The organism is Streptomyces sp. NPDC102437, assembly GCF_044765565.1.
Classification (GTDB): domain Bacteria; phylum Actinomycetota; class Actinomycetes; order Streptomycetales; family Streptomycetaceae; genus Streptomyces.
This window is the reverse complement of sequence record NZ_JBIWKI010000026.1, coordinates 25,861-48,411: the sequence shown is the minus strand read 5'-3', so window position 1 is coordinate 48,411 and position 22,551 is coordinate 25,861. Positions and strand designations below refer to the sequence as shown.

The following is a 22,551-nucleotide window of genomic DNA, read 5'->3' as shown; positions in this document are numbered from 1 at the left end:
CCCGGGCCGGGCCCGGGGGAGTATGCGGCACTTCTTCGTACGTTTTCGTGCTGGTCCCACGGCTGCGGTCCCGCGCCCCGGGGCCGCTGAGCTTGTGGAAACGTCGCCGTAACAACGCCTGAAAAGCACAAAAGGACCCGGGGGCTGCTCTGCCCGGATCCTCTTCCCAGCACAATAGCCCACATGAGTTCTGTGTCCGAGGGGGGAATTCGGAGTTCCGCTGTTCCCTCGATCACGCCCGGTCCCCTGCGCACCACATTGCGTGCCGAAGACGGGGTGCGTATCGAGGCGGTGTACGAGCCGTGCACGGCAGGTGCCGGGGCCGGTGCGCAATCATCCTTCGACGGTACTGCGATCGTGCTCGCGCACGGCTTCACCGGTTCGGTGGACCGGCCCGCGGTGCGGCGTGCCGCCGAGGTGTTCGCCGGGCGTGCGGCCGTGGTCACCTTCTCGTTCCGGGGGCACGGCGGCTCCGGCGGGCGGTCGACGGTGGGTGACCGCGAGGTGCTGGACCTGGCGGCGGCGGTGGAGTGGGCGCGGTCGCTCGGACACCGCCGGGTGGTGACCGTCGGGTTCTCGATGGGCGGTTCGGTGGTGCTGCGGCACGGCGCGCTGTACGCGGGCCGGCCGGACGGCGACGCGGGAGCCGGTGAGGTCCTGGAGCGCGGGGGGCGCACCGGAGCGCGCGCGGAGGCGCATGCGGATGCGGTGGTGGCCGTGAGCGCCCCCGCCCGCTGGTACTACCGGGGCACGGCCCCGATGCGCCGGCTGCACTGGGTGGTCACCCGGCCGCTGGGCCGACTGGTCGGCCGCTACGGCCTGCACACCCGGATCGACCGCGAGGAATGGGACCCCGTGCCGCTCCCGCCGGTCGAGGCCGCCGCCCTGATCGCCCCGGCGCCGCTGCTGATCGTGCACGGCGACCAGGACCCGTACTTTCCGCTGGACCACCCGCGCTCGCTGGCCGACGCGGCGGGTGACGGCGCGGAACTGTGGCTGGAACGCGGGATGGGGCACGCGGAGAACGCCGCGGACGAGACCTTGCTCACCCGCATCGCCGACTGGGCGGTGGCGCCGTGACCGATGATGGACAGCTGACGAGAGACGAGAGGAGTGGCGCCATGCCTGCGGTAATCATCCGCTACTGGGCCGCCGCCAAGGCCGCGGCCGGGACCGCGGAGGAGCCGTACACGGCTGCGACCCTCGCCGAGGCGCTCGACGCGGTGCGTGAACGGCACCCCGGAGAGCTCACCCGAGTGCTTCAAAGGTGCTCGTTCCTCATCGACGGTGACCCCGTGGGCACCCGCGGCCATGAGACCGTACGCCTTGCCGAGGGCGGCACGGTCGAGGTGCTCCCGCCGTTCGCAGGAGGGTGAACCGCAGAACATGAGCAGCAACGATCAGCAGCATCCGTACGGACAGGACCAGGGGCACGTCCCCGGCCACGACCCGTCGCACGGCCGGCACCCACAGCCGCAGTCGTACGGCGGTCAGTCCTACGGTGACCAGGGGTACGGCGGTCAGTCCTACGGCGATCAGTCGTACGGCGGTCAGTCCTATGGTGATCAGGCGTACGGCGGTCAGTCGTACGGTGATCAGGGCTACGGCCACCACTCCTACGGTGCGCAGCAGTCGTACGGCGGGCAGGCGCAGCCGCAGGGCCATTACGACTCGAACCAGGCGCCCCAGGCGAACCCCGGGCAGCAGGCGTGGCCGGCCGGGTATCCGCAGGAGCCCGCCGCACCCGCCGCGCACGGTCCGCAGGACCCCGGCGTCGCGCAGACGTGGGAGGGCCAGACCTGGGACACCCAGTACCAGCCGGTGATCCAGTCCGCCCAGCCGACGCAGCCTGTGCAGGAGCCCGTTCAGCAGCCTGCTCCGGCCGCCGCCGAGACCACCTATCTGCCGCCGCTGGGCGCCACGGGCGGGCATCCGCTCCCGCCCGAGGCACCGGCCGAAGCCGCTCCCGCTTCCGCGCCCGCTTCCGCTCCCGCCGCCGGGCACGACGCGGCCGGCTACAGCGCCCCCACCACCCTGGGCAACAGCCGCGTCACCGATGCCCAGCGAGCCCGCGCCGAGGGCCGCTCGCCCATCATCGCGCCGGGCATGCAGCCGGCCGCGCTCACCGCCGGTCTGGGGCTGCTGCTCGCCCTGGGCGCCGCGATCGGGCAGTACGCCCTGGTCGTACCGCTGGTGCTGCTCCAGGCCGTGACCGCGGCCGGCTGGTTCCGGCTCAACGGCATGTGGCCGGCCCGGCAGGGCATCGCGCTCGCGTTCGCGGGCGGCCTGGTCGCCGACATCGCGCTGCTCGCCGCGGGCCGGGAGAACGGACCGGCCGCGATCCTCGGCACCCTCGGCGTCTGGGTGCTGCTCACCGTGGTCCTCCAGCTGCGCAGTCACGCGAGCGCCGACGAGCGGATGCAGGGCCTGATGGCCACCGTCGCCTCGGCCGCGCTCTCGGTCCTGGCCGCCGGACACCTCGCGGCGGTCCCGGACGCGGTGACGGTGGGCGCGGTGGCCGTCGCGGTCGCCGCGCTCGTCCGCGCGCTGCCGCTGCCCGGACCGGCCTCGGTCGTGGTGGCGCTGCCGGCCGCCGCGGGCGGTGGCGCCGTGGCCGGGCTCCTGACCGACCTGGGCGCGAAGGGTGCGCTGCTCGGCCTCGCGGCGGGAGTCTGCGCCCTGATCGGGCTGCGGGTGGCGAGCTACGACTATCCGTCGCGCTTCGTCCACATGACTGCCGGTGTGGCGCTGCCGCTCACCGCCGCCGCGCCCGCCGTGTACCTGCTCGGCCGCGCGCTCTCGTAGCGCCGGACCGGGCCGCCCCGGGAACCGAAGAGGGGTGCCCGCTCGTCGATCACCCGGGGCGCCGTGCATGTCCGATGGACGTGCGGGGCGCCAGGGGTCCGGCCGGATAGCAGGGTGGGGGGAAGAGCGGGCATGCGTGCACTGCGAATACTGCTGGTCATCGTGGTGGTTCTGGGCGGGATCTTCGTCGCCGTGGACCGGGCAGCGGTGTACTTCGCCGAGTCGGAGGTCGAGGGACGGATCCAGGTCACCGGTGCCACGATCGGTTCGGCGGACGTCTCCATCAAGGGATTCCCGTTCCTGACGCAGGTCGCCGGGGATCAGCTCGACGAGGTCGACGTGGAGATCACCGGCATCGAGACCGACGCCAACGGCCGCAGGCTCCGGATCAGCCGGATGGACGCCGCGCTGCACGAGGTGAAGCTGTCCGAGGGCTACTCCAGCGCCACCGCCGCCCGCGCCACGGGCACCGCCGTCATCTCGTACGAGGACCTCACCAAGGCTGCCAGCGACGGCGTCGTCGTCGAGTACGGCGGCAAGAACAAGGTGAAGGTGACCGGCACGGTCGACGTCCTCGGCCGCCCGATCTCGCGCAGCGTGCTCTCCACCGTCACCCTGGTCGACGGCCACACCGTCCGGGTGCGTGCGGACCAGGTACCGGGTGAGGACATCCCCGGACTGGAAGGGCTGGTGCGCAAGAAGACCGACTTCGACCGCGAGGTCGGCGGCCTGCCGAGCGGCCTGAAGCTCCAGAAGATCCAGCCGACCGCGGACGGCCTGGAGATCTCGGTCACCGGCACGGACGTACAGCTCGCCGGCTAGGGCGTCGTTTGGATCAGGCCGGATCAGGGAGCGGGACCTGGTGCGTGCCAGGCCCCGCGAGCCCGGCATGATCCACACGAGAGGCCCTGGCCAGGGCTCGGGCCCGGAGCCCGCCCCGCCCGGGCCGCGTGTCGCCCTCCCTGTCCGGCCCGGCGCTCCCGCACGCCCGGATGCGCAGCAGTGCGCCACATGCTGAGACGCCCCTGTCCGATCCGTAGATGACCAAGACCCGACGGCGATGCGGGAGCGGTGCGAGGGCCGCTCCACTCTCGACCCCGTTCCACATCGCGGACGATCGCGTATCAAAATATGAAACAGCGGTGACATGGCCGTCGATACATCCCTACGATCGGTGCCATGCAGTGCTCTATTGGCGGTCTCCCGCAGCGGGGACGGGCGGATCTCACGAAGCGGCGGGCAGTGGACCTGTGCCGCGTCGCCGCCATGCTCTGTCGCACTGTCTGAGCGGGAGCCTTCGGCACCCTGCATTCCCCGGCTCTTCGACCGAAGTCAGGGCCCATCCCGATCGCCGTTGTATGTGTGCCGCACGCCGCGCCGCCGTACACCCGCATCTCGCACCGTCTCGCATCATCTCGCCGCAGACTGCCCCGGAGGAGAACAGAATGAGCCGCAGTGACGTCCTGGTAGACGCCGACTGGGTCGAGGCCCACATCGACGACCCAAAGGTCGCTCTCGTAGAGGTCGACGAGGACACCTCGGCGTACGAGAAGAACCACATCAAGAACGCGATCCGGATCGACTGGACCAAGGACCTCCAGGACCCGGTCCGTCGTGACTTCATCGACCAGGCCGGGTTCGAGAAGCTGCTGTCCGAGAAGGGCATCGGCAACGACACCACGGTCGTCCTGTACGGCGGCAACAACAACTGGTTCGCGTCCTACGCGTTCTGGTACTTCAAGCTCTACGGCCACCAGGACGTCCGCCTGCTCGACGGCGGCCGCAAGAAGTGGGAGCTCGACTCCCGCGACCTGGTCGACGGCGACGACATCCCGTCCCGCCCGGCCACCGAGTACAAGGCCCAGCCGCAGGACGAGTCGATCCGCGCCTACCGCGACGACGTCGTGAAGGCGATCGGCAGCCAGAACCTGGTCGACGTGCGTTCGCCCGACGAGTTCAGCGGCAAGCTGCTCGCCCCGGCGCACCTCCCGCAGGAGCAGTCCCAGCGCCCCGGCCACGTGCCGAGCGCCCGCAACATCCCGTGGTCGAAGAACGCCAACGACGACGGCACCTTCAAGTCGGACGACGAGCTCAAGGCCCTGTACGAGGCCGAGCAGGTCGACCTGGCGAAGGACACCATCGCGTACTGCCGCATCGGTGAGCGCTCCGCGCTCACCTGGTTCGTGCTGCACGAGCTGCTCGGCCAGGAGAACGTCAAGAACTACGACGGTTCGTGGACCGAGTACGGCTCCCTCGTGGGCGTGCCGATCGAGCTCGGCGCCAACAAGTAACTCCGCACGACCCGGACCAGCACGACCCCCGACCCAGAAGGACGAAACACATGTGTGGAGCAAAGGCCGGAGGCCCCGACGCTTCGACCATCAAGCCCGGTGAGACCACCATCCAGGGCAGCGTGACCCGCGACGGCGAGCCCGTCACCGGCTACGTCCGTCTGCTGGACTCGACCGGCGAGTTCACCGCCGAGGTCCCGACCTCGGCGACCGGACAGTTCCGCTTCTACGCGGCCGAGGGCACGTGGACGCTGCGCGCCCTCGTCCCCGGCGGCAGCGCCGACCGCACGGTCGTCGCGCAGACCGGTGGCCTCTCCGAGGTCGCGATCGCCGTCTAGGGTCTTTCGTTTGGATCAGGCCAGGCCCCCGCGAGCCCGGCATGATCCAAACGAGAGGCTCTGGGGCGCCCCGCGCCGCGACAAAGATCGGCCGAAGGGCCGTACCCCAGGGGGTTGGACGCCTTCCTGAAACGGGGTACGGCCCTTCGAGCCATTCCGTACAGGCATGAACCAGGGCTTGCCCCACCGGCCGGCGCCTGCCCCACCTGGCGGGGGCGGGCCTACGCTGGACATATGTACGCCCGACGCCGTCGCGGCTATTTCCTGATGATGGGCGGCTGCATCGTCCTGTTCGTATCGTCCTGGGCCTTTGTCCGGCTGTGGTCGATGCCCGCCGCGATAGCGATGTGCCTCGTCGCGATGGTGATCCCGCCCATCGCGGCCATGGTCGCCAACCGGCGGGGGCCGGACGACCGCTGGTGGGACGACCCGTCCGGCGACCCGAAGTCCGACGAGTGGTGGGACGAACTCGACGGCAAGAAGCGGCGCTGACACTCCCCGGCGTTCTCGCGTCAGTAGACGAGGGCCTCCACGCCGTCGGCCATGATCTCGCTGACGAAGACCTGGGCACCGGCGATCCGTACGCCCTCCAGGACGTCCTGCTCGGTGATGTCACGACGGGCCGCGCACTGCGTGCACAGGGTGATCCGGCCACCCGCCTGGATCGACTCGATCAGGTCGGGCAGCGGCGCGGCATGCGGCAGTTCGAACTCGGCGGCGCGCCCCGGCAGCGCGAACCACGAGGACTCCCCGGTCAGCCAGAGCGAGACCTCCACGCCGCTGGCGACGGCGACCGCGGCCACCGTGAACGCCTGCGAGCAGCGCTCGGCGGAGTCGGCACCTGCGGTCACCTTGATCACGAGCTTCTTCTGCATATGCCGAACTGTAATCGGAGAGCGGGCAACCTCATCTCCCCGGCGGCGGTCAGGTGTGTGCGCGGATAACGGAATCAGCGCCTCAGGTCTCGTGGGGGGATCCCGATTGGAACCGAAAGACACTATTTCCGATGGGTCGGCGCCACCGGTCGCCGCTCCCGTCGCGAAGCGCCCGCGCGGGCGTACGGCGCTGCTTCTCGCCGCTGCCGCGGTGCTCGGCATCGCGGGCGGCACCGCCGTGGGCTACGACGTGCAGGCCGGACGCGCCCCGACCCCGCTGCCCGCCCTGTCGCAGCCCGATCTGGTGTACCCGGCGAAGGCACTGTCCCCGGGCAAGGTCCCCGATCCGCTGCCCGCGTCCCAGGACCGCCGGGTCAGGACGGACGGCGACCTGCGCAAGCTGATCGTGGACAGGCCCGCGGGCTGGAGCGACGACGACAACTCGGTGCCGGGCCTGAGCGACGGCTACCTGGACCCGGACGTCTACGCCCGCACCTCCTACAAGGAGGAGGGCTCCATGTACGAGTACTTCCTGGAGTACGACGTACGCCGGATCGCGGCCGCCGCCTGGAAGCGCGGGCAGTACCGCACCGCTGAGATCCATCTCGTGCAGTTCGGCTCGGGGACCGTCCAGGGGGCCCAGGACTTCGCCGAGGGCCAGCTCGACTACATGCCCGGATCCGCGAACGGCGCGGGCAACAGCGGCGATGCGATCAAGGGCAGCGGCAACGGCCGCTACTACCTCTACGAGGTCGACCGGAAGCCGGGCTATCTGCCGTCCTACCACGCCAGGGCCACCGTGTACCGGGGTGACATCGCGGCCGACATCCACATCTACGACACCGCACCGATCAGCAAGAAGGACATCCGGACGTTGGCCGAGAGACAGCTGGAGCGCCTGTGAACGACGTGACCGCACAGGCGACCACGCCCGACGAGAGCGACGAGAACGCCGGCGAGAACGGTGGCGTTCCCGGGACCGTTCCGTCCGGCCGCCCACGCCGGGTGATTCTCATGGCACTTCCCGCCGTGCTGGTGGCCGCCGCGGTCGCGGGCGCGGCCGTGTACACCGAGAACTCCGTGGATGCCGCCGACCGCAGCGCCCGGACCCGCCTCTGGGAGGAGCCCGCGCACAAGCCGGGCAAGGACCCGGCGGGTGACGTGGCCCGGGGCCGGGTCTCCACCGAGCTCAGCAAGCTGCTGCTCCCGGTCCCAGCCGGCTACCGGCTCGGCCCCGACAACGGGGAGCTGGGCAACGACGGCGAGCTGAGCGGCAAGAAGGCGACCGCAGCCATGAAGCTGAACGCCCGCGGTCTGGCGGGCAAGGAGCGCCGGGCCCACGAGAAGCGGATCGACAAGCTCCGTATCGAGGGCATCGCCACCCGTTCCTACACCGGGGGCGACAACACCCTGGCGATCAGCACCGAGATCATGCGGATGAAGGACAAGAAGACCGTCCGGAACTTCTACGCCTTCAAGACGGGCCTCTTCGAGTCCATCGGCATCTTCCGCACGGAGCCGAAGATCAAGGGGCATACGAGGAACGCCAGGTGCTACGTCCTGCGCAAGGGCGAGGACTCCATCCAGTCGATGAACTGCCTGGCGTACGACGGCGAGCTGAGTATCAGCCTCTCCGCGTCCGGCACCAAGCCGTTCGACCGGTCGGCCGTCGCCGAACTCCTGAAGGACCAGCTCGACCACATCGCGTCCCCGGGGGAGTACATATGACCGAGCAGACGACGGCGACGCCCGACGGAACCGAGCCCGCCGAGCCCTCCGTGCTCGCCGAGGCCACCTCCGCGCAGTCGCCCGAGCCCTTCCCGGCCCCGGCCCCGGCGCCGAAACCGCCGCGGCGGGTGCTGCGGGCCGTCGCCCGGTGGACCGCGGCCGCGCTGGTCCTCGGGGGGCTCGGAGCCGGTACGGCCTTCGGTATCACCTCGATGGAGCGCACCGACGTGCCCGGTCTGGCCACCGAGAGCGACGGCCGTTGGGACTATCCCGAACTCAGCCTGCCCGCGCTCCCGGCCGGCTCGCCCCGCCCGTACAGCGACGGCAACGTCGCCGAGATCCACCATGCCGACCTGCGGCGTCTGCTGCTGCCCGCCCCGGCCGGGGCCGTCGTGGACAAGAAGCTCGACGGCGGCTGGGTGAGCACGGAGCAGTACCTCTCCGAGTACGCGAAGAGCAGTCGCTCCGATCTCGCGCAGACGCTGAAGGACTCGGCTCCGCGCCACGTCGCCGCCCGCGGCTGGGCCATGCCGGACGGCACGTCGACCCGGATCTATCTCGTCCGGTTCAACTCGACGGCTTTCGCCCAGGCCTTCATGGACTCGATCGTCAGCAGCGGATCCGAGGTGCCGCTCGTCGGGGCGCCCGAGACGGTTCTCGACGAGGGCTGGAGCGGCGCCGGCAAGGTGGCGGGCACCGCGTCCTACGCGTACGACGAGGCGAAGCCGTACGGCGAGGCGCGGGTCCGCCACGGCTACGTGGTGGCCGGGGACACGCTCGCCCTCGTCGTCCAGTCCCGCAAGGGCGAGGAGAGCACCCGGAGCGTTCCGTTCCACCAGACGGTGATCCTGCAGAACCAGCTGCTGGGCTGACCTGCCCCCGGGCGGTCCCCGGGCAAACCCCGAACCGGCGGGCCGGGCCCCAACCCATTAGGCTGGGGCCCGGCCCCGTACTGCTGCCATAACGCTCGTTGCAAGGAGTTCCCGTGCTTGAGGCATTCTTCTCCGCCCTGCTGGTCCTGGTCTGCGTCGGCGTGCTCGCCTTCGCCGGGCTGACCGTGAAGAAGCTGTACCAGGGTCAGCGCTGACCCTGCGCGCAGCCTCCGTCCGCGCGGGTACCCGTCACGACAACGTGACACCTCGCACCCGATGTGTCACGTCCGCAGTCACCCCCACCTCACAGATCGTCTGAGCCGCTCATGATCGAGATTCCGTCCGACCTCCACCCGGACCTCGTCCCGCTGGCCTTCCTCCTCGGCAACTGGGCGGGCGCCGGTGTTTCCGACTTCCCCGGCGCCGAGCAGTGCAACTTCGGCCAGGAGGTCTCCTTCAGCCACGACGGCCGGGACTTCCTGGAGTACGTCTCGCACACCTGGGTGCTCGACGCCGAGGGCGAGAAGGTCCGGCCGCTGGAGACCGAGTCCGGCTACTGGCGCATCGACAAGGACCGCAAGGTCGAGGTCGTCATGTCCCGCGACCAGGGCGTCATCGAGATCTGGTACGGCGAGCTGGCCGACAAGAAGCCGCAGATCGACCTGGTCACCGACGCGGTGGCCCGCACCGCGGCCTCCGGCCCGTACAGCGGTGGCAAGCGTCTGTACGGTTATGTGAAGAGCGACCTGATGTGGGTCGGCGAGAAGGCCACCCCCGAGGTGGAGCTGCGCCCGTACATGTCGGCGCACCTGAAGAAGGTCGTCACCCCCGAAGAGGTCGAGGCGATGGCGAAGAGCCTCGGCGACCTCCCGGACGACGGCATCGCCTTCTTCAAGTAGCCCGTCTTCGAGCAGTCCGTCCTCGAACAGTCCGCAGGCAGGTGCTCACCCGGTCCTACACTGGGCGTGTGGTGAGCACCGACTGGAAGACCGATCTCCGGCAGCGCGGCTATCGGCTGACGCCGCAGCGGCAGCTTGTCCTGGAAGCCGTCGACACGCTGGAACACGCGACACCCGACGACATCCTCTCCGAGGTGCGCAGGACCGCGTCCGGCGTGAACATCTCCACCGTCTACCGGACGCTCGAACTCCTGGAGGAGCTCGGGCTGGTCAGCCATGCCCATCTGGGGCACGGGGCGCCCACGTACCACCTGGCCGACCGTCACCACCACATCCATCTGGTCTGCCGCGACTGCACCGATGTCATCGAGGCCGATGTCGCCGTCGTCGCCGAGTTCACCGCGAAACTCCGGGACGGCTTCGGGTTCGAGACGGACATGAAGCACTTCGCGATCTTCGGCCGCTGCGCCGGGTGCACGGCGAAAGCGGCGGAGAACCCCGAGGGCGCTGCCTAGGGCAGCGGCCTCTCTCCGGTCGTACCGTTCATACCGCGTCTCATACCGCGTCGTACGCTGGTCGCATGAAGAGCCCCCTGTTGTCCCTGCCCGGCGCCGTCCCCGCCGAAGGCCGCGACGAAGGCGTTGCCGCGCACTACGGGGACCTGTTCCGCGAGCAGCGCGCCCTCGCCGACGGTTCCGGCCTCGTCGACCTCTCGCACCGCGCCGTCGTCACGGTCACCGGCAGCGACCGGCTGGCCTGGCTGCACCTGCTGCTCACCCAGCACGTCAGCGAACTCGCCCCGGGCCAGGCCACCGAGGCCCTGATCCTCACCGCCAACGGGCACATCGAGCACGCCCTCTACCTCGTCGACGACGGCGAGACCGTGTGGATGCACGCCGAACCGGGCACCCAGGGCGATCTCATCGCCTACCTGGAGTCCATGAAGTTCTTCTACCGGGTCGAAGTCGCCGACCGCACCGAGGACTTCGCCGTGGTCTACCTGCCGGCCGGCTCCATCGCGGAGGTTCCGGATGGCGTGACGGTACGGGAGACGGCGTACGGCCGGGACCTGTTCCTGCCGCGCGCCGACCTGGAGGAGTACGCGGCGGCGCACGGCCCGGTCGCCGGCATCCTGGCGTACGAGGCGCTGCGCGTGGAGGCGCACCGCCCGCGCCTCGGCTTCGAGACCGACCACCGCACCATCCCGCACGAGCTGGGCTGGATCGGCACCGCCGTACACCTCCAGAAGGGCTGCTACCGCGGCCAGGAGACCGTGGCCCGGGTGCAGAACCTGGGCAAGCCGCCGCGTCGGCTGGTCTTCCTGCACCTCGACGGCAGCGAGGTGCTGCTGCCCGGACACGGCACCCCCGTACGGCTCGCCGCGGACGGCGCCGAGGGGCGCCAGCTGGGCTTCATCACCACGTCCGCCCGCCACCACGAGCTGGGGCCGATCGCGCTGGCCCTGGTCAAGCGGAACGTCGCGGTGGACGCCGAGCTGCTCGCCGGGGACACCGCAGCGGCCCAGGAGACGGTCGTCGAGCCGTAGGGCCCCGGTTCAGACCTCGAAGGCTCAGACCTCGACGACGACGGTGAACGGGCCGTGGTTCGTGAGCGAGACCCGCATGTCCGCCCCGAACCGGCCCGTCTCCACCTGCGCGCCCAGCGCCCGCAGCTGCTTCACCACCTCGTCGACCAGCGGTTCGGCGACCTCGCCGGGCGCCGCCGCGTTCCACGTGGGCCTGCGGCCCTTCCGGGCGTCCCCGTAGAGAGTGAACTGCGAAATCACCAGAAGTGGTGCATTCACATCGGAGCAGGACTTCTCGCCCTCCAGGATGCGCAGCGACCAGAGCTTGCGGGCGAGCTGCGCCGCCTTCTCCGCGGTGTCCCCGTGGGTGACTCCCACCAGCACGCACAGCCCTTCGCCGACGATTTCGCCGACCACCTCGGGCCCGCCGGCCCCGTCCGCGCCGTCGGCCACCGTGACGCTCGCGCCGTCCACCCGCTGTATCACTGCACGCATACAGACCAACCTATCTTGGGCTGAACGGGTACAGAGCATCCACATAGGCCCCACCCAAGTGGCACCATGCTCGGGAGGCGGTGTGCCGACGCACCGGTCGAGGGGATGGACACAAGCATGAGTACCTATGGAACCGGGCAGTCCCCCGGCGCCGTACCGGTCACACGAACCGGCGCCAGTACCAGCACCAGCACCATGCGGCCACCCGTTCAGCGAACCGGTCGCGGTCTGGAGGACGGACTGTCGGCCGGGCCGCAGCCCGAGCTGGGCACCCTGCGGCTGCCGGAGCTGCGCACGCTGCGCCGCGACGCGCAGCGCGACGAGGCCGACCTCAGCTATGTGCGCCGGCTCGTCCAGGGCCGGATCGACATCCTGCGGGCCGAGCTGGCCCGGCGGCTGGATCCGGAGAAACCGGTGGTGGACCGGCTCTCGGAGATCCTCGCCGACACTCCGTCCCGGCACCGCTCCTCCGCCCGGCACGTCACGCTGACCACGCCCCGCAGCGACGAGTACCGCCGGCTGGCCGCCGAGACGCTCGCCGAGGTCGAGCTGTCCGATCTCGACGCCCGTACGGACGAGGAGCTGCACACCGCGATGGGGCGCCTGGTCCGCTACGAGCAACAGGTCTCCCGCCGCCGTCACCAGCTGCAACGCACCACTGACGATTGCAGCGCGGAGATCGCCCGCAGGTACCGTGATGGTGAAGCACAAGTAGACGACCTGCTCGCCTGAAGCGATCCTTCCGGGGGCGGGCCCCGCTCGTCCCCGGAAGGCCACCATGACCTCCAGCGCTGCCACCGCTGCACCGTCCGTCATATCCCCCGCTCTCCCCGTCCTGGCCGAGGTCGTACGGTCCGGCTTCGTGGAGGGCCACCATCGGGGCTCGCTGGTCGTGCTGGCCGCCGACGGCAGCGTGGAACGGGTCCTGGGCGATCCGACGGTGCCGGTCTTCCCGCGCTCCTCCAACAAGCCGATGCAGGCCGCGGCCGTGCTGCGGGCCGGGCTGGACCTGTCCGGGGAGCGGCTGGCCCTGGCCGCCGCGAGCCACTCCGGCGAGGACTTCCACCTCGAACTCGTCCGCACGATGCTCGCCGAGCACGGACTGACGCCCGCCGATCTGCAGACCCCGCCCGATCTGCCGCTGGACCCGGTCGAGGCGGAGACGTATCTCGCCGCCGGCCACGTCCGGGAGCGGATCACCATGAACTGCTCCGGCAAGCACGCGGCGATGCTCGCGGTGTGCGCGCTGAACGGCTGGGACCGGGCGTCCTACCTGGACCCGGCGCACCCGCTCCAGCAACTGGTCCTCCGGGTCGTCGAGGAGGCGGCCGGCGAGCCGGTCACGGCGGTCGGCACGGACGGGTGCGGGGCGCCGCTGATGGCGATCAGCCTGGTGGGCCTGGCGCGGGCCTTCCGTACGTTCGTGATGGCGGAGCCGGGGACGGCGGAGCGCCGGGTCGGTGACGCGATGCGGGCCCACCCCGAGTACGTGGCCGGGACCCGCCGCCCCGACACCTGGCTGATGCGGGAGGTGCCGGGCTCGCTCTCCAAGATGGGTGCCGAGGCGGTGCAGGCGGTGGCGCTGGCGGACGGCCGGGCGCTGGCCTTCAAGGTCGACGACGGTGCGACGCGGGCGCTCGGGCCGGTGCTGGCCCGTTCGCTGCGGCTGCTCGGCATCGACGCCCCGGTGGTCGCCAGGATCGGACACGCGCCGCTGCTGGGCGGCGGCGGGGAGGTCGGCGAGATCCGGGCAGCCTTCTGACCCGGCCCGTCTCCACATCGGCGGAAAACCGGGCGACATCCCGTGAGCCCTGTGCCTAGCGTGGCTCGCATGGCTCTCGACATCCGCACGGTCACCGCCGCCGAATTCCCCGACTGGCTGCGCGCCAAGCACACCGGTTTCCTGCAACCGACGACGGACACGGCCACGGAAGAGGAGGCGGAAAGGCGCCTTCCGTACACGGATCTCTCCCGTACGCAGGGCGCGTTCGACGACGGACGGTGCGTGGCCACGTTCCGTTCGTTCGCGCAGGAACTCACGGCGGTCGGCGGCGCCGGGGTGCCGGCCGACGCGATCTCCAACGTCACGGTGTCGCCCACGCACCGCCGTCGCGGTCTGCTCAGCCGGATGATGGGCACGGACCTGGCGGCGGCGAAGGAGCGCGGCGAGGTGGTCGCCACACTGATCGCCGCCGAGTACCCGATCTACGGGCGGTACGGCTTCGGCCCGGCGACCTGGACCACCGAGTGGGAGATCGACGTACCGAGGGCGGGCCTCGACCCGCGCTGGTCGGGCCCGTCCGAGCGGGACGGCGGCCGGATCGACCTGGTGAGCGCCACGGACGTACGCAAGCTGGGCCCGGCCCTCCACGACCGGCTGCGCGCCCGGCAGCACGGCGTGGTCGACCGCGACGCGCGCTGGTGGTCCGTGAACACCGGGGAGGCCCACCTGGGTCCCGGGACCTGGACGGAGCCCTTCTACGCGGTCTACAGCAACGCCGCCGGCGAGCTGGACGGCCTGATCGCCTACCGGGCCGACGACAACTGGGGCGACGCCAAGCAGCCGTTGAACCGGGCCACGGTGCTCGGACAGATCGCCGTCACCCCGGCCGCCGAGCGCGCGCTCTGGCACTTCGTCTGCTCGGTCGACTGGATCACCACGGTCCGCTCCGGCTACCGCGCCCCCGACGACCTGCTGCCGCTGCTCCTCCCGGACCCGCGCGCGGCCCGCATCGTCACTCAGGCGGACTGGCTGTGGGTACGGCTGCTGGACGTCGTACGCGCCTTGGAGGCCCGCACCTACGCAACACCCGGCGCGCTCACCCTCGACGTCCACGACACCTCGGGTCTGACCCCCGGCCGCTACCGCCTGGAGGCCACCACCTCCGGCACGAACTGCACCCGCACCACGGCTGACGCCGATCTCGCCCTGGACGTACGGGAATTGGGCACCCTCTACCTGGGCGACGAATCACCGAACCGGCTGGCAGCCCTGGGCCGCGTCGAGGAACTCACGCCTGGTGCGGTGGCGACGGCGGAGGCGATGTTCCGGGCGGGGCGGCGGGCTTGGTGCCCGGATGTGTTCTGAGCGCCCCGCACCCGCCTGCGGCCAGGGTCTTTCGTTTGGATCAGGCCGGGCTCGCGGGGTCTGGCACGCACTCCCCCAAGGCCTCAAGGGCCAGGGGCCCCCTCCGCGTTGTCGTCGGTCGCCCTGGCGCCGCCATGTCTCCCTCCTCCGCCAGGGGCGTCCGGGAAGGCGATTCGAGTCGCACCCGCGCACCGCCGCAGCCTCCTGATCCGCTCCTCTGCGTGCGCTATACGCAGGAATGTGTATGCGCTACGCAAATCTAGGATGGGATCGAGGGAAGGTGGGGTTCAGGTGACTGAGGAGAAGGGCTCGCCGGGCGGCACGGGCCTGCCGGCCAGTATCGAAGCCGCCTGGGGGCTGCGGGCGCGGCCGGTCAAGGGGCCGAAGCCGGGGCTGAGTCTGGCGCGCATCGTGGACGCCGCGGTGGCGGTGGCGGCGTCCGAGGGGCTCGGCGGGGTGTCGATGGGGCGGGTCGCCAAGGACCTGGGGGCCTCGACGATGTCGCTCTACCGGTACGTGTCCGCCAAGGCGGAGCTTTACGTCCTGATGCAGGAGGCGGCGATGGGCCCGCCGCCCCCGCTGCCCTCGCTGGAGAGCGGGGCCGGCTGGCGGGAGGCGCTCACGCAGTGGGCCTGGGCGCAGCGCCGGGTGTTCCACCGCAATCTGTGGATGCTCCGCATCCCGGTCGCGGGCCCGCCCGCAAGCCCGAACTCCGTCGCCTGGTGGGAGCAGGGCCTGCGGGCTCTCGAAGGCACCGGTCTGGACCCGCGCGACGAGGTCTCCGTCATCCTGCTCGTCAACGGGTTCGTACGGAACGAGGCGCTGCTGATGGGTGATCTCGCGGCCGCCGTGGAAGCGCGCGGCATCCCGGCGCAGGAGGTGGCGGACGGGTACACCCGCACCCTGAACCGGCTCGTCGACCCCGTACACCATCCGTCGCTCTCCAGGGTGCTGGAATCCGAGGTGCTGGAGGTGCCGCGCGGGCCCGACGAGGAATTCACGTTCGGGCTGGCGCGGGTGCTGGACGGGATCGAGGCGCTGGTGGAGGCGCGGGCGAGGTCCCGGGCCTGACGGTGGGTGGCGTGCGGGGGCTTCGTGGGCGTACACGCGCGGATCGGGGCTCCGTGAGGCCGGTGTCAACGTGACTCGCCCCGGTCACCACCTCACCCGGACCCGGGCGGACCCGCCGCCGGGCCGGGCAGCCCCGTCACGGGCCCGTGCGGCCGCTCGCGGGCGCCCTCGGACGTCAAGTCCGCTTGAGGTCAAGGGCGTACGCTTCGGAGTCATGGACGGAGAGAAGCCCGGACCCGGGACGGCGGGAGCGGCCCACGAGCAGATGAGCCTGCGGGAGCGGAAGAAGCAGCTGACCTACCAGGCGGTCTCCGAGGCCGCGATCGCGATGTTCCTGGAGCGGGGCTTCGACAAGGTCTCGGTGGCGGAGGTGGCGGCGGCGGCCGACATCTCGAAGCCGACCCTGTTCCGGTACTTCCCGGCCAAGGAGGACCTGGTCCTGCACCGGTTCGCCGACCACGAGGACGAGGCGGCCCGCGTGGTCGCCACCCGTGCGGAGACCGAATCCCCGCTGGACGCGCTGCGCCGCAACTTCCTGGACGGGCTGGAGCGGGGCGACCCGGTGACAGGGCTCTGCGATGTGCCGCAGGTGCTGGCGTACCAGCGGCTGCTGTACGGGACGCCGTCCCTGGTGGCCCGCCTGTACGGCTACCAGAGCCGCTCGGAGGCGGCACTCGCCCGTGCGCTGGGCGACCGGGTGGCGGACCGGCTCGCGGCGGGCCAGATCATCGCCGTACAGCGCATCCTCGCCCTGGAGAACTGGCGGCGGATCGACGCGGGGGAGAGCGCGCGGCAGGTGTACGCGGACGCGGTCGAGGCGGCCGAGCTCGCCTTCGCGCAGCTGCGGTCGGGGCTCGGGGAGAAGCGGTAGCTCAGGAGGGCCGCTCGTCCTCGGCGTGCAGCACCGCTTCGGCGATCTCCCGCACCCGGTCCCGGGTGATGCCGGTGCGCTGTTCCACGGCGAGCGGGTGATCGGTGGGCTCCAGCTCGATGCTGGGGCGCCGGCCGATCGGACGGGTGTGGGCGTTGGTCCTGAGGTTGGTCGTGCGGGGCGTGTACAGCCCCAGCTCGGTGCTCAGCCAGCCGAAGTACGGCTGCTCGGACTCGCGGCCCGGGGTCTCCCACACATCGAGGGCGCGGGCGAAGTTCTCCCGGCTGAGCGAGACCCAGACGCCCCAGGAGAAGGGCTCCTCGCTGCCGAACACGGGTATCTCGATCAGGCCCTTGATGAAGTAGTGCTCGTGTCTGACGATGCACTGGTCGGAGGAGAGCATGCTGTCGGGGTCGCTTTCCAGACCCGCGTCCCAGACGTCGGGTGCCATGGTCGAGTACCCCATCGGGAGTTCCGCGTGGTGTTCGCCGCAGCGGGAGCAGATGTAGCCGGGGTCGATAGCCATGGGCGGATCCTAGGTCCTGCGGCCGGGCCGCTGTCCGCCGCTTGCCGTCACTGTCGGCCGTCGCGTGGAGGACGACGGGAGTGATCCCGGCGTCCTCGCAGGCGGACGCGACCGCGCTGCCCGGACGCGGTGGACCGGGGGCCGTGTCGGTCGCGTCCGCGTGTGCGGTCAGCCCAGGCGGCCGAGCAGCGCCATGTCGTCCTCGTCGAGGACCAGGTGTCCGGCGGCCATGTTCTCCTCCAGGTGGGCGAGCGAGGCGGTGCCCGGGATCTGCACGATCGAGGGCGAGCGGGCCAGGCCCCATGCGATGGCCACCTGGTGCACCGTCGCGCCGTGCCGCTCGCTCACCTTCCGGAGGTTCTGTTCGCAGAGATCGGTGTGACCGCCGCCGAGCGCGAAGAACGGCATGTAGGCGATACCGGCGTCCGCGCACTCGTCGACGAGCGCGGCGTCGGCCTGGTCGAGCACACCGAAACGGTTCTGGACGGCGGCGACCGGCGCGATCGACCGGGCCTCCGCGAGCTGCCCGCTCGTCACGTTGCTGACGCCCAGCTGCCGGATCAGCCCTTCCTCGCGCAGCGCGGCAAGCACGGCGAACCGTTCACCGATCGGCTCCACGACGCCGCCGCTCAGCCGTCCGACCCGCAGATGCACCAGGTCGAGGGTGTCGACCCCGAGGTCCTCCAGATTCCGCTCCACCTCCCCGCGCAGCTGATCGGGGCGGGCCTCGGCGTACATCTCACCGGTCTCGTTCCGCAGCGGGCCGACCTTGGTGGCGATGGTGACGTCCGGGGGGTACGGGAACAGCGCCTCGCGCAGCAGGTCGTTGGCCCGGTGGGTGGGGGAGAAGTAGAAGGCGGCGGTGTCGATGTACCGCGCCCCGAGCTCGACGGCGCGCCGCGCCACGGCGACGGCCTTCGCCGTGTCTCCGGCCGGTCCGCTCCACCGTCCCGGGAGCTGCATCGCGCCGAAGCCGAGCCGCGGGATGGTGACGGTGCCACCCAGTTCGAAGACGCCGGGGCCCGGGGTGGCGCCGGTGGTGGACAGGGAACCGGAATCGGGGGTCGGAAAGATCTCTGAGGAGGTCATGGGGGCAGCATCGCGCCTTGAGGGCCGTCCCGTCACCTCCGTACAGCCGTGCCTCCGTGCCGTACAGCCGTGTCTCCGTGCCGTGCTCGTGGGTCAGCCGAGCGGCGAGGCGTGGCCCGGCCTGCAGCCGGAGGGGACGCTGTTGCCGCTGATGTCGAAGTCCCCGCAGGTGAGGAAGACATCGTTGAACTCCCCGAGCAGGAAGGCCAGTACGCCGACGAGCGCGACGGCGCCGATGACTGTCCGGCGCTGGTGCACGGAGAGTTCCGACTCCCCGAACAGCAGGAGCTGGAGGAGCACCCAGGTCAACAGCGGGGTGCCGATGACGCTGATGATGCCGCCGATCAGGTAGAGCGCCTCGCCCTGCCAGTTGCCGCTGTGCCGCGGCACGACGGCGGCGAGGACGATCCAGGCGCTGGGCAGCGCCAGGCAGGACCAGTACAGCCAGCCGTGCCGCGGCCCGCGCTCGCGCATCGCGAAGCCGGCCAGCAGCACCGCCGTCGACACCGCCCAGAGGGTGAGCATCTGGTAGTAGAAGATGACGTTGTAGGCCCCGAGTGTGAACGCGGGCTCCCAGACGGCCAGTGCTCCGCCGCCCGCGATGACGGCGGTCCTCGGCACTACTGAGGCACCGTCGCGAGCGAGCCCGCTCCTGAGGCCGCGCCCGCGCCCGCTCCCGAGGCCGTGTCCCCGCCCGTGCCCGTCTCCCCGCCCGTGCCCGTGCCTTTGTCCCCGTGCTGCGGGGCCAGTGGCCGTGTTCTCGTCGTCCCTGTCGTCAGCCATGAGGATCCGTCTCCGGCATGGGGATATTTCCGGATACGTTACCCAGAGCCGGGCCTCTTCCCAGGCGTGATCGGGCCGCCGACAGGGGGAACCCCCGCGGCATTCTCCCCCAGGCGTTCGCTCAGCGGCGGCTCAGCAACTCGGTGATCCGGAGGAACCCGTCGGTGCCGTGACCACGGCTGATGGCCTGGCGGGCCAGGTCATCGGCCGTGCGCATCAGAGCGGCGTCGATGCCGTGGGCCTCGGAGGCGTGGACGATATGGGTGATGGAGGGCGCCGCCGAGGTGAGCGGGTTGTCGTCGCCGGGGAACCTTCCGCCGTCCACGTCCGCCGCGGTCTCCTCGAAGATCGGCGGGAGGATGGCGCCGATGCCCTTGGCGAACGGGGCCGGCTCCCGCGCGGTGATTCCCTCCGCCCGTGCGACCGCCAGGGCATGGGCGTACCCCGCCATCGCGGTCCAGAAGATGTCGAGCAGTGCGATGTCGTACGCGGCTGCCCGGCCGATCGCCTTGCCGAGGTGGGTATGGGTGCCGCCCAGCGCGTCCTGAGCTGGGTGCGGGCAGACCGGATCACCAGCCTCATGAGGCCGGCAGGGCGCGGGTCCTCACCGATCCGGCCGGTCACCCCTTCTGCATCTGCCAAGCCTGACCGGCGGTTTCGGCGGGGCCGGGGCCATTCCGGCGGATCAGGGCCGGGCAGGCCCCAGCAGCGCGGCGAACGCGAGGGGCGCGGCCGTCTGGTACCCGATCCACACCTCACCCCCGGCGCCGTTTCCCTGCCACGCCAACAGGAGGCCGACTGCGCCCGTCAGCGCCCAGCCGGTGTCGTAGGCGGCCATGAGCCGCAGGTAGGTGCGCAACGGTCGCCGGCGTGCGTACCGGATCTCGATCCCACCGCCGACCAGCAGGGCCAGGCCGGATGCGGCCATCAGCCAGCCGGGCACGCCGAGCAGCCGGCCGAGCGGGGCGGCGCCGGCGATGCAGACGGCGGCGAGCAGCACCTTGAAGACGCCATCGGCGACGATCCCCACCGTCCAACGGGTCCACGGCGGTGTCGCGACCTGGGTCGTGAGCATGAGCGTTCCTCCCCAAAACTCGTACCTCGTACCGGAGCTCGTACCTCGTACCGAAACCGGTGCCGAAGCTCGTACCGGCTGGTTCCGTAATGAGATTACGGTAATAATGAAATTATGAGAATGACGAGAGCGGAGACCAAGGAGCGCAACCGCCGCGCCCTGCTGGATGCCGCGTTCCAGGTCGTCTCCCGGGACGGGTACCGCGCCAGGCTCGACGAGATCGCCGACCGGGCCGACCTGACCACCGGCGCGATCTACTCGCTGTTCGGGAGCAAGAGCGGCCTGGTGGTGGCCCTGGTCGCCGACCATCTGCGGCCGTACTACGAAGAGATCGAGCGGGCGGTGCCCGCTGAACTGGATCTGCTCGAAGCGGTCGACGCCTTCGCCCGGCACTACCGGTGCGGTTGTGACGCCCCGGACGCGCGGTCAGGCCTGTCGCTCCAGATCACCCTGCTGGACATGGCCCTGCACGACCCGGAGCTGGGGGCCCGGCTCGCCACCTCCGTCCGGTCGCAGGAGGAGCACCTGATCGCACTGTTCGCCGGGCGGCCCTACGACGGGGGCGTCGTGACCCCGGATCAGGCGCAACGCCTGACCACCGCGCTCAGGGCGCTGTTCGTCGGCCTCGCCCAGGGCGTTGCCCTCGGCCTCGCCCCCGGCGCCGACGAGCAGTACTTCGCCGACACCGCCCGCGCTCTGGTGTCCGGCATGTCCCTCATCGATCACGATGCGGGCGCTTCGTGACGAACTCTTCGTGACCACCCCACCCCGCCGCCCACCGTAACTCCTCAGTCCAGCACGGGGTTTCCCAGGAGGTTCGCGTCACCGGCAGAGCCGGGCCAGCAGGCGCCGTGGCGTCGGGCGCCATGTGCCGGCCGGCCTGGGCCGGGGAGCCGATCCGGCCTTTCTGACTTGGTGGGCGAGCCGGTATGCGTCCGCCTCGCGGATGAGTTCCTGGGAGCGGATCCGGTGCAACTCGAAATGCATGCCGCCCGCTCCTACTGCTGGAACTCCACGACGTCGGCGACGACGCAGCTGACGTTGTCCGGGCCGCCGGATCCGTTGGCGAGGGCGATGAGTTCGCGTACCGCCCGCTCGGGCTCCGGGACCTCGCGGAGCACCCGGCTGATCTCCTCGCTCCGCACGACGGCCGACAGGCCGTCGGAGCAGAGCAGGTACCGGTCTCCCCGCCGAGCGTCGTGGAGGCGCATGTCGGGGGTGCCGTCGGTTCCTTGGCCCAAGGCCCTTATCAGCAGCGACCGCTGGGGGTGGGAGACGGCTTCTTCCGCGCTGATGCGTCCCTCGTCGACCATCGACTGCACCAGGGTGTGGTCGTGGGTGATCTGGAACAGCTCTCCGTCCCGCAGGAGATGGGCACGGGAGTCGCCGATGTGGACGAGGGCCAGTTGTGATCCGGTCCAGAGCATCGCGGTGAGCGTGGTGCCGGCCTCTTCGGACGACGAGCCGGGCCCAAAGACGCCGTTGACGGCCTGTTTCGCCTGCTCCACGGCGTCTTCGAGGACGTTGAGGAGATCGCCCGCCGGGACGCTGCCGGTCTCCAGGTGCTTGAGCGCGTCGACGGCGGCCGCACTGGCCGGGGCTCCCGTGCTGCCGTAGCCGTCGGCGACGGCGAGCAGACGGGACCCGGCGTAGGCGGTGTCCTGGTTGCTTTCGCGGACGAGGCCCGTGTCGGACAGGGCGGCGTAACGGATCCCCAGGGGGCCGGTGGTCGAGGACATGGCGGGGTCCTTCCAGGAAAGGTGGTCGATGAGGAAGGAAGCGAGGTCCCGCCGTGCGGCGGTGTCGGCCTCGACCTGCGCCCAGAACGCGCGGATCTCCTGCGCCGCCGCGGCCGGCTCCAGCGTGCGGACCTGCCGGATCCGGGCCAGGGGCATCCCCAGGCGCCGGAGCCAGGCGACCATTCGGGCCTGCTCCAGCAGTTCCGGTGCGTAGAGGCGGTAGCCGGTCACCGGGTCGACGCGGGTGGGAGTCAGCAGACCGAGCTCGTCATAAAGACGCAGCGCCTTCGGTGACAGCCGGGACACCTTCGCGAACGCCCCGATGGTCAGCAGTTCCATGCCCGTTCTCCTCCTTGTGCCGGGCACGTCGCCCGGCACCACCGATGCTGTGGCTTCCCCCAAGGTGAAGGTCAACCGCAGTCCCGCGCCGGTTCGGTCGGACGATCTCCGCTCACCGGGCAGCAGGCTGAGCGGCCGAGCT

The 22,551-nt window shown here is 71.0% G+C and carries 27 protein-coding genes and 2 pseudogenes; 21 read left to right on the top strand and 8 right to left on the bottom strand.

Annotated features, from left to right (window positions below; translation table 11 throughout):
* Nucleotides 1-183: 183 nt before the first annotated feature.
* From ACIRJP_RS28570 to ACIRJP_RS28535, 8 genes are all read left to right on the top strand, one after another.
* Nucleotides 184-1,080, top strand: coding sequence for an alpha/beta hydrolase family protein (locus ACIRJP_RS28570; protein ID WP_404179982.1), 897 nt, complete (start codon nucleotides 184-186; stop codon nucleotides 1,078-1,080).
* A 41-nt stretch (nucleotides 1,081-1,121) separates the two neighbouring features.
* Nucleotides 1,122-1,376 carry a MoaD/ThiS family protein gene (locus tag ACIRJP_RS28565; protein ID WP_404179979.1) on the top strand — a complete coding sequence of 85 codons (255 nt, stop codon included), beginning with the start codon at nucleotides 1,122-1,124 and terminating at the stop codon, nucleotides 1,374-1,376.
* Between the two features lie 10 nt (nucleotides 1,377-1,386).
* A complete protein-coding gene (locus ACIRJP_RS28560; RefSeq protein WP_404179976.1) occupies nucleotides 1,387-2,805 on the top strand; it encodes a hypothetical protein in 1,419 nt (472 codons plus the stop codon).
* Nucleotides 2,806-2,937: 132 nt separating this feature from the next.
* The gene (locus ACIRJP_RS28555; RefSeq protein ID WP_404179973.1) at nucleotides 2,938-3,627 is read left to right on the top strand and encodes a DUF2993 domain-containing protein; all 690 of its coding nucleotides are present in this window, start codon (nucleotides 2,938-2,940) and stop codon (nucleotides 3,625-3,627) included.
* 357 nt (nucleotides 3,628-3,984) lie between these two features.
* Entirely contained in the window at nucleotides 3,985-4,092 is a 108-nt protein-coding gene (locus tag ACIRJP_RS28550; protein WP_350983699.1) for a putative leader peptide, read from the top strand.
* A gap of 158 nt (nucleotides 4,093-4,250) precedes the next feature.
* The gene (locus ACIRJP_RS28545) at nucleotides 4,251-5,096 is read left to right on the top strand and encodes a sulfurtransferase (protein WP_358941205.1); all 846 of its coding nucleotides are present in this window, start codon (nucleotides 4,251-4,253) and stop codon (nucleotides 5,094-5,096) included.
* A gap of 50 nt (nucleotides 5,097-5,146) precedes the next feature.
* Nucleotides 5,147-5,434 carry a DUF1416 domain-containing protein gene (locus tag ACIRJP_RS28540; protein WP_018490348.1) on the top strand — a complete coding sequence of 96 codons (288 nt, stop codon included), beginning with the start codon at nucleotides 5,147-5,149 and terminating at the stop codon, nucleotides 5,432-5,434.
* Between the two features lie 234 nt (nucleotides 5,435-5,668).
* The gene (locus ACIRJP_RS28535) at nucleotides 5,669-5,926 is read left to right on the top strand and encodes a DUF3099 domain-containing protein (protein WP_404179968.1); all 258 of its coding nucleotides are present in this window, start codon (nucleotides 5,669-5,671) and stop codon (nucleotides 5,924-5,926) included.
* 20 nt (nucleotides 5,927-5,946) lie between these two features.
* On the opposite strand, the gene ACIRJP_RS28530 is transcribed toward ACIRJP_RS28535, so the two are convergent.
* Entirely contained in the window at nucleotides 5,947-6,309 is a 363-nt protein-coding gene (locus ACIRJP_RS28530) for a DsrE family protein (RefSeq protein ID WP_404179965.1), read from the bottom strand.
* A 106-nt stretch (nucleotides 6,310-6,415) separates the two neighbouring features.
* Between ACIRJP_RS28530 and ACIRJP_RS28525 the strand changes: the two genes are divergently transcribed.
* The 6 genes from ACIRJP_RS28525 to ACIRJP_RS28500 all read left to right on the top strand — a co-directional run bounded on the left by ACIRJP_RS28525 (nucleotide 6,416) and on the right by ACIRJP_RS28500 (nucleotide 11,354).
* Nucleotides 6,416-7,213: a hypothetical protein gene (locus ACIRJP_RS28525; protein WP_404179962.1), complete on the top strand. Its 798-nt coding sequence runs from the start codon at nucleotides 6,416-6,418 to the stop codon at nucleotides 7,211-7,213.
* On the top strand, nucleotides 7,210-8,037 hold the full coding sequence (locus ACIRJP_RS28520; protein ID WP_404179959.1) for a hypothetical protein: 828 nt from the start codon (nucleotides 7,210-7,212) through the stop codon (nucleotides 8,035-8,037). Before ACIRJP_RS28525 ends, ACIRJP_RS28520 begins: the two co-directional genes overlap by 4 nt.
* Complete coding sequence (locus ACIRJP_RS28515) at nucleotides 8,034-8,909, top strand: hypothetical protein (RefSeq protein ID WP_404179956.1); 876 nt, start codon at nucleotides 8,034-8,036, stop codon at nucleotides 8,907-8,909. Before ACIRJP_RS28520 ends, ACIRJP_RS28515 begins: the two co-directional genes overlap by 4 nt.
* 326 nt (nucleotides 8,910-9,235) lie before the next feature.
* The gene (locus tag ACIRJP_RS28510; protein WP_356083680.1) at nucleotides 9,236-9,808 is read left to right on the top strand and encodes an FABP family protein; all 573 of its coding nucleotides are present in this window, start codon (nucleotides 9,236-9,238) and stop codon (nucleotides 9,806-9,808) included.
* Between the two features lie 68 nt (nucleotides 9,809-9,876).
* A complete protein-coding gene (locus tag ACIRJP_RS28505) occupies nucleotides 9,877-10,323 on the top strand; it encodes a Fur family transcriptional regulator (protein ID WP_404179952.1) in 447 nt (148 codons plus the stop codon).
* 65 nt (nucleotides 10,324-10,388) lie between these two features.
* Nucleotides 10,389-11,354 (top strand): folate-binding protein YgfZ, encoded by a 966-nt coding sequence (locus ACIRJP_RS28500; protein WP_266730933.1) that lies wholly within the window; start codon nucleotides 10,389-10,391, stop codon nucleotides 11,352-11,354.
* A 24-nt stretch (nucleotides 11,355-11,378) separates the two neighbouring features.
* Here the strand turns inward: ACIRJP_RS28500 and dtd are convergent, their stop codons facing one another.
* Nucleotides 11,379-11,828: a D-aminoacyl-tRNA deacylase gene (gene dtd, locus ACIRJP_RS28495; protein WP_404179949.1), complete on the bottom strand. Its 450-nt coding sequence runs from the start codon at nucleotides 11,826-11,828 to the stop codon at nucleotides 11,379-11,381.
* Nucleotides 11,829-11,945: 117 nt separating this feature from the next.
* On the opposite strand from dtd, the gene ACIRJP_RS28490 reads away from it, so the two are divergent.
* From ACIRJP_RS28490 to ACIRJP_RS28470, 5 genes are all read left to right on the top strand, one after another.
* Nucleotides 11,946-12,560 carry an ABC transporter substrate-binding protein gene (locus ACIRJP_RS28490; RefSeq protein ID WP_404179946.1) on the top strand — a complete coding sequence of 205 codons (615 nt, stop codon included), beginning with the start codon at nucleotides 11,946-11,948 and terminating at the stop codon, nucleotides 12,558-12,560.
* Between the two features lie 46 nt (nucleotides 12,561-12,606).
* Nucleotides 12,607-13,590: an asparaginase gene (locus ACIRJP_RS28485; protein ID WP_404179943.1), complete on the top strand. Its 984-nt coding sequence runs from the start codon at nucleotides 12,607-12,609 to the stop codon at nucleotides 13,588-13,590.
* A gap of 69 nt (nucleotides 13,591-13,659) precedes the next feature.
* The gene (locus ACIRJP_RS28480; RefSeq protein WP_404179940.1) at nucleotides 13,660-14,916 is read left to right on the top strand and encodes a GNAT family N-acetyltransferase; all 1,257 of its coding nucleotides are present in this window, start codon (nucleotides 13,660-13,662) and stop codon (nucleotides 14,914-14,916) included.
* 264 nt (nucleotides 14,917-15,180) lie between these two features.
* Nucleotides 15,181-15,987 (top strand): TetR/AcrR family transcriptional regulator, encoded by an 807-nt coding sequence (locus tag ACIRJP_RS28475; RefSeq protein WP_404179937.1) that lies wholly within the window; start codon nucleotides 15,181-15,183, stop codon nucleotides 15,985-15,987.
* Between the two features lie 214 nt (nucleotides 15,988-16,201).
* Nucleotides 16,202-16,858 carry a TetR family transcriptional regulator gene (locus tag ACIRJP_RS28470; protein ID WP_404179935.1) on the top strand — a complete coding sequence of 219 codons (657 nt, stop codon included), beginning with the start codon at nucleotides 16,202-16,204 and terminating at the stop codon, nucleotides 16,856-16,858.
* A gap of 1 nt (nucleotide 16,859) precedes the next feature.
* Here the strand turns inward: ACIRJP_RS28470 and ACIRJP_RS28465 are convergent, their stop codons facing one another.
* The 4 genes and pseudogenes from ACIRJP_RS28465 to ACIRJP_RS28450 form a co-directional block, all read right to left on the bottom strand.
* The gene (locus ACIRJP_RS28465; RefSeq protein ID WP_383716857.1) at nucleotides 16,860-17,384 is read right to left on the bottom strand and encodes a DUF2199 domain-containing protein; all 525 of its coding nucleotides are present in this window, start codon (nucleotides 17,382-17,384) and stop codon (nucleotides 16,860-16,862) included.
* A 168-nt stretch (nucleotides 17,385-17,552) separates the two neighbouring features.
* Nucleotides 17,553-18,473, bottom strand: a complete 921-nt coding sequence (locus ACIRJP_RS28460) for an oxidoreductase (RefSeq protein WP_404179931.1) — start codon at nucleotides 18,471-18,473, stop codon at nucleotides 17,553-17,555.
* Nucleotides 18,474-18,566: 93 nt separating this feature from the next.
* On the bottom strand, nucleotides 18,567-19,094 hold the full coding sequence (locus ACIRJP_RS28455; RefSeq protein ID WP_404179928.1) for a hypothetical protein: 528 nt from the start codon (nucleotides 19,092-19,094) through the stop codon (nucleotides 18,567-18,569).
* Nucleotides 19,095-19,377: 283 nt separating this feature from the next.
* Nucleotides 19,378-19,809, bottom strand: a pseudogene (locus tag ACIRJP_RS28450) (NAD(P)-dependent oxidoreductase); the annotation flags it as partial.
* Here ACIRJP_RS28450 and ACIRJP_RS28445 point away from each other — a divergent pair.
* Nucleotides 19,803-19,904, top strand: a pseudogene (locus ACIRJP_RS28445) (VOC family protein); the annotation flags it as partial. The pseudogenes ACIRJP_RS28450 and ACIRJP_RS28445 sit on opposite strands and share 7 nt — an antisense overlap.
* Before the next feature lie 37 nt (nucleotides 19,905-19,941).
* Here the strand turns inward: ACIRJP_RS28445 and ACIRJP_RS28440 are convergent.
* A complete protein-coding gene (locus ACIRJP_RS28440; protein WP_404179925.1) occupies nucleotides 19,942-20,331 on the bottom strand; it encodes a hypothetical protein in 390 nt (129 codons plus the stop codon).
* Nucleotides 20,332-20,451: 120 nt separating this feature from the next.
* On the opposite strand from ACIRJP_RS28440, the gene ACIRJP_RS28435 reads away from it, so the two are divergent.
* Nucleotides 20,452-21,075 carry a TetR/AcrR family transcriptional regulator gene (locus ACIRJP_RS28435; protein WP_404180145.1) on the top strand — a complete coding sequence of 208 codons (624 nt, stop codon included), beginning with the start codon at nucleotides 20,452-20,454 and terminating at the stop codon, nucleotides 21,073-21,075.
* 254 nt (nucleotides 21,076-21,329) lie between these two features.
* On the opposite strand, the gene ACIRJP_RS28430 is transcribed toward ACIRJP_RS28435, so the two are convergent.
* Nucleotides 21,330-22,409 carry a protein phosphatase 2C domain-containing protein gene (locus tag ACIRJP_RS28430; protein WP_404179922.1) on the bottom strand — a complete coding sequence of 360 codons (1,080 nt, stop codon included), beginning with the start codon at nucleotides 22,407-22,409 and terminating at the stop codon, nucleotides 21,330-21,332.
* Nucleotides 22,410-22,551 lie beyond the last annotated feature (142 nt).

Coding starts and splice junctions, on each gene's coding strand:
- ACIRJP_RS28570 (WP_404179982.1), top strand. CDS start 184: ATGAGTTCTGTGTCCGAGGGGGGAATTCGGAGTTCCGCTGTTCCCTCG.
- ACIRJP_RS28565 (WP_404179979.1), top strand. CDS start 1,122: ATGCCTGCGGTAATCATCCGCTACTGGGCCGCCGCCAAGGCCGCGGCC.
- ACIRJP_RS28560 (WP_404179976.1), top strand. CDS start 1,387: ATGAGCAGCAACGATCAGCAGCATCCGTACGGACAGGACCAGGGGCAC.
- ACIRJP_RS28555 (WP_404179973.1), top strand. CDS start 2,938: ATGCGTGCACTGCGAATACTGCTGGTCATCGTGGTGGTTCTGGGCGGG.
- ACIRJP_RS28550 (WP_350983699.1), top strand. CDS start 3,985: ATGCAGTGCTCTATTGGCGGTCTCCCGCAGCGGGGACGGGCGGATCTC.
- ACIRJP_RS28545 (WP_358941205.1), top strand. CDS start 4,251: ATGAGCCGCAGTGACGTCCTGGTAGACGCCGACTGGGTCGAGGCCCAC.
- ACIRJP_RS28540 (WP_018490348.1), top strand. CDS start 5,147: ATGTGTGGAGCAAAGGCCGGAGGCCCCGACGCTTCGACCATCAAGCCC.
- ACIRJP_RS28535 (WP_404179968.1), top strand. CDS start 5,669: ATGTACGCCCGACGCCGTCGCGGCTATTTCCTGATGATGGGCGGCTGC.
- ACIRJP_RS28530 (WP_404179965.1), bottom strand. CDS start 6,309: ATGCAGAAGAAGCTCGTGATCAAGGTGACCGCAGGTGCCGACTCCGCC.
- ACIRJP_RS28515 (WP_404179956.1), top strand. CDS start 8,034: ATGACCGAGCAGACGACGGCGACGCCCGACGGAACCGAGCCCGCCGAG.
- ACIRJP_RS28510 (WP_356083680.1), top strand. CDS start 9,236: ATGATCGAGATTCCGTCCGACCTCCACCCGGACCTCGTCCCGCTGGCC.
- ACIRJP_RS28500 (WP_266730933.1), top strand. CDS start 10,389: ATGAAGAGCCCCCTGTTGTCCCTGCCCGGCGCCGTCCCCGCCGAAGGC.
- dtd (WP_404179949.1), bottom strand. CDS start 11,828: ATGCGTGCAGTGATACAGCGGGTGGACGGCGCGAGCGTCACGGTGGCC.
- ACIRJP_RS28490 (WP_404179946.1), top strand. CDS start 11,946: ATGAGTACCTATGGAACCGGGCAGTCCCCCGGCGCCGTACCGGTCACA.
- ACIRJP_RS28485 (WP_404179943.1), top strand. CDS start 12,607: ATGACCTCCAGCGCTGCCACCGCTGCACCGTCCGTCATATCCCCCGCT.
- ACIRJP_RS28480 (WP_404179940.1), top strand. CDS start 13,660: ATGGCTCTCGACATCCGCACGGTCACCGCCGCCGAATTCCCCGACTGG.
- ACIRJP_RS28475 (WP_404179937.1), top strand. CDS start 15,181: ATGGGATCGAGGGAAGGTGGGGTTCAGGTGACTGAGGAGAAGGGCTCG.
- ACIRJP_RS28470 (WP_404179935.1), top strand. CDS start 16,202: ATGGACGGAGAGAAGCCCGGACCCGGGACGGCGGGAGCGGCCCACGAG.
- ACIRJP_RS28465 (WP_383716857.1), bottom strand. CDS start 17,384: ATGGCTATCGACCCCGGCTACATCTGCTCCCGCTGCGGCGAACACCAC.
- ACIRJP_RS28460 (WP_404179931.1), bottom strand. CDS start 18,473: ATGACCTCCTCAGAGATCTTTCCGACCCCCGATTCCGGTTCCCTGTCC.
- ACIRJP_RS28440 (WP_404179925.1), bottom strand. CDS start 20,331: ATGCTCACGACCCAGGTCGCGACACCGCCGTGGACCCGTTGGACGGTG.
- ACIRJP_RS28435 (WP_404180145.1), top strand. CDS start 20,452: ATGACGAGAGCGGAGACCAAGGAGCGCAACCGCCGCGCCCTGCTGGAT.
- ACIRJP_RS28430 (WP_404179922.1), bottom strand. CDS start 22,409: ATGGAACTGCTGACCATCGGGGCGTTCGCGAAGGTGTCCCGGCTGTCA.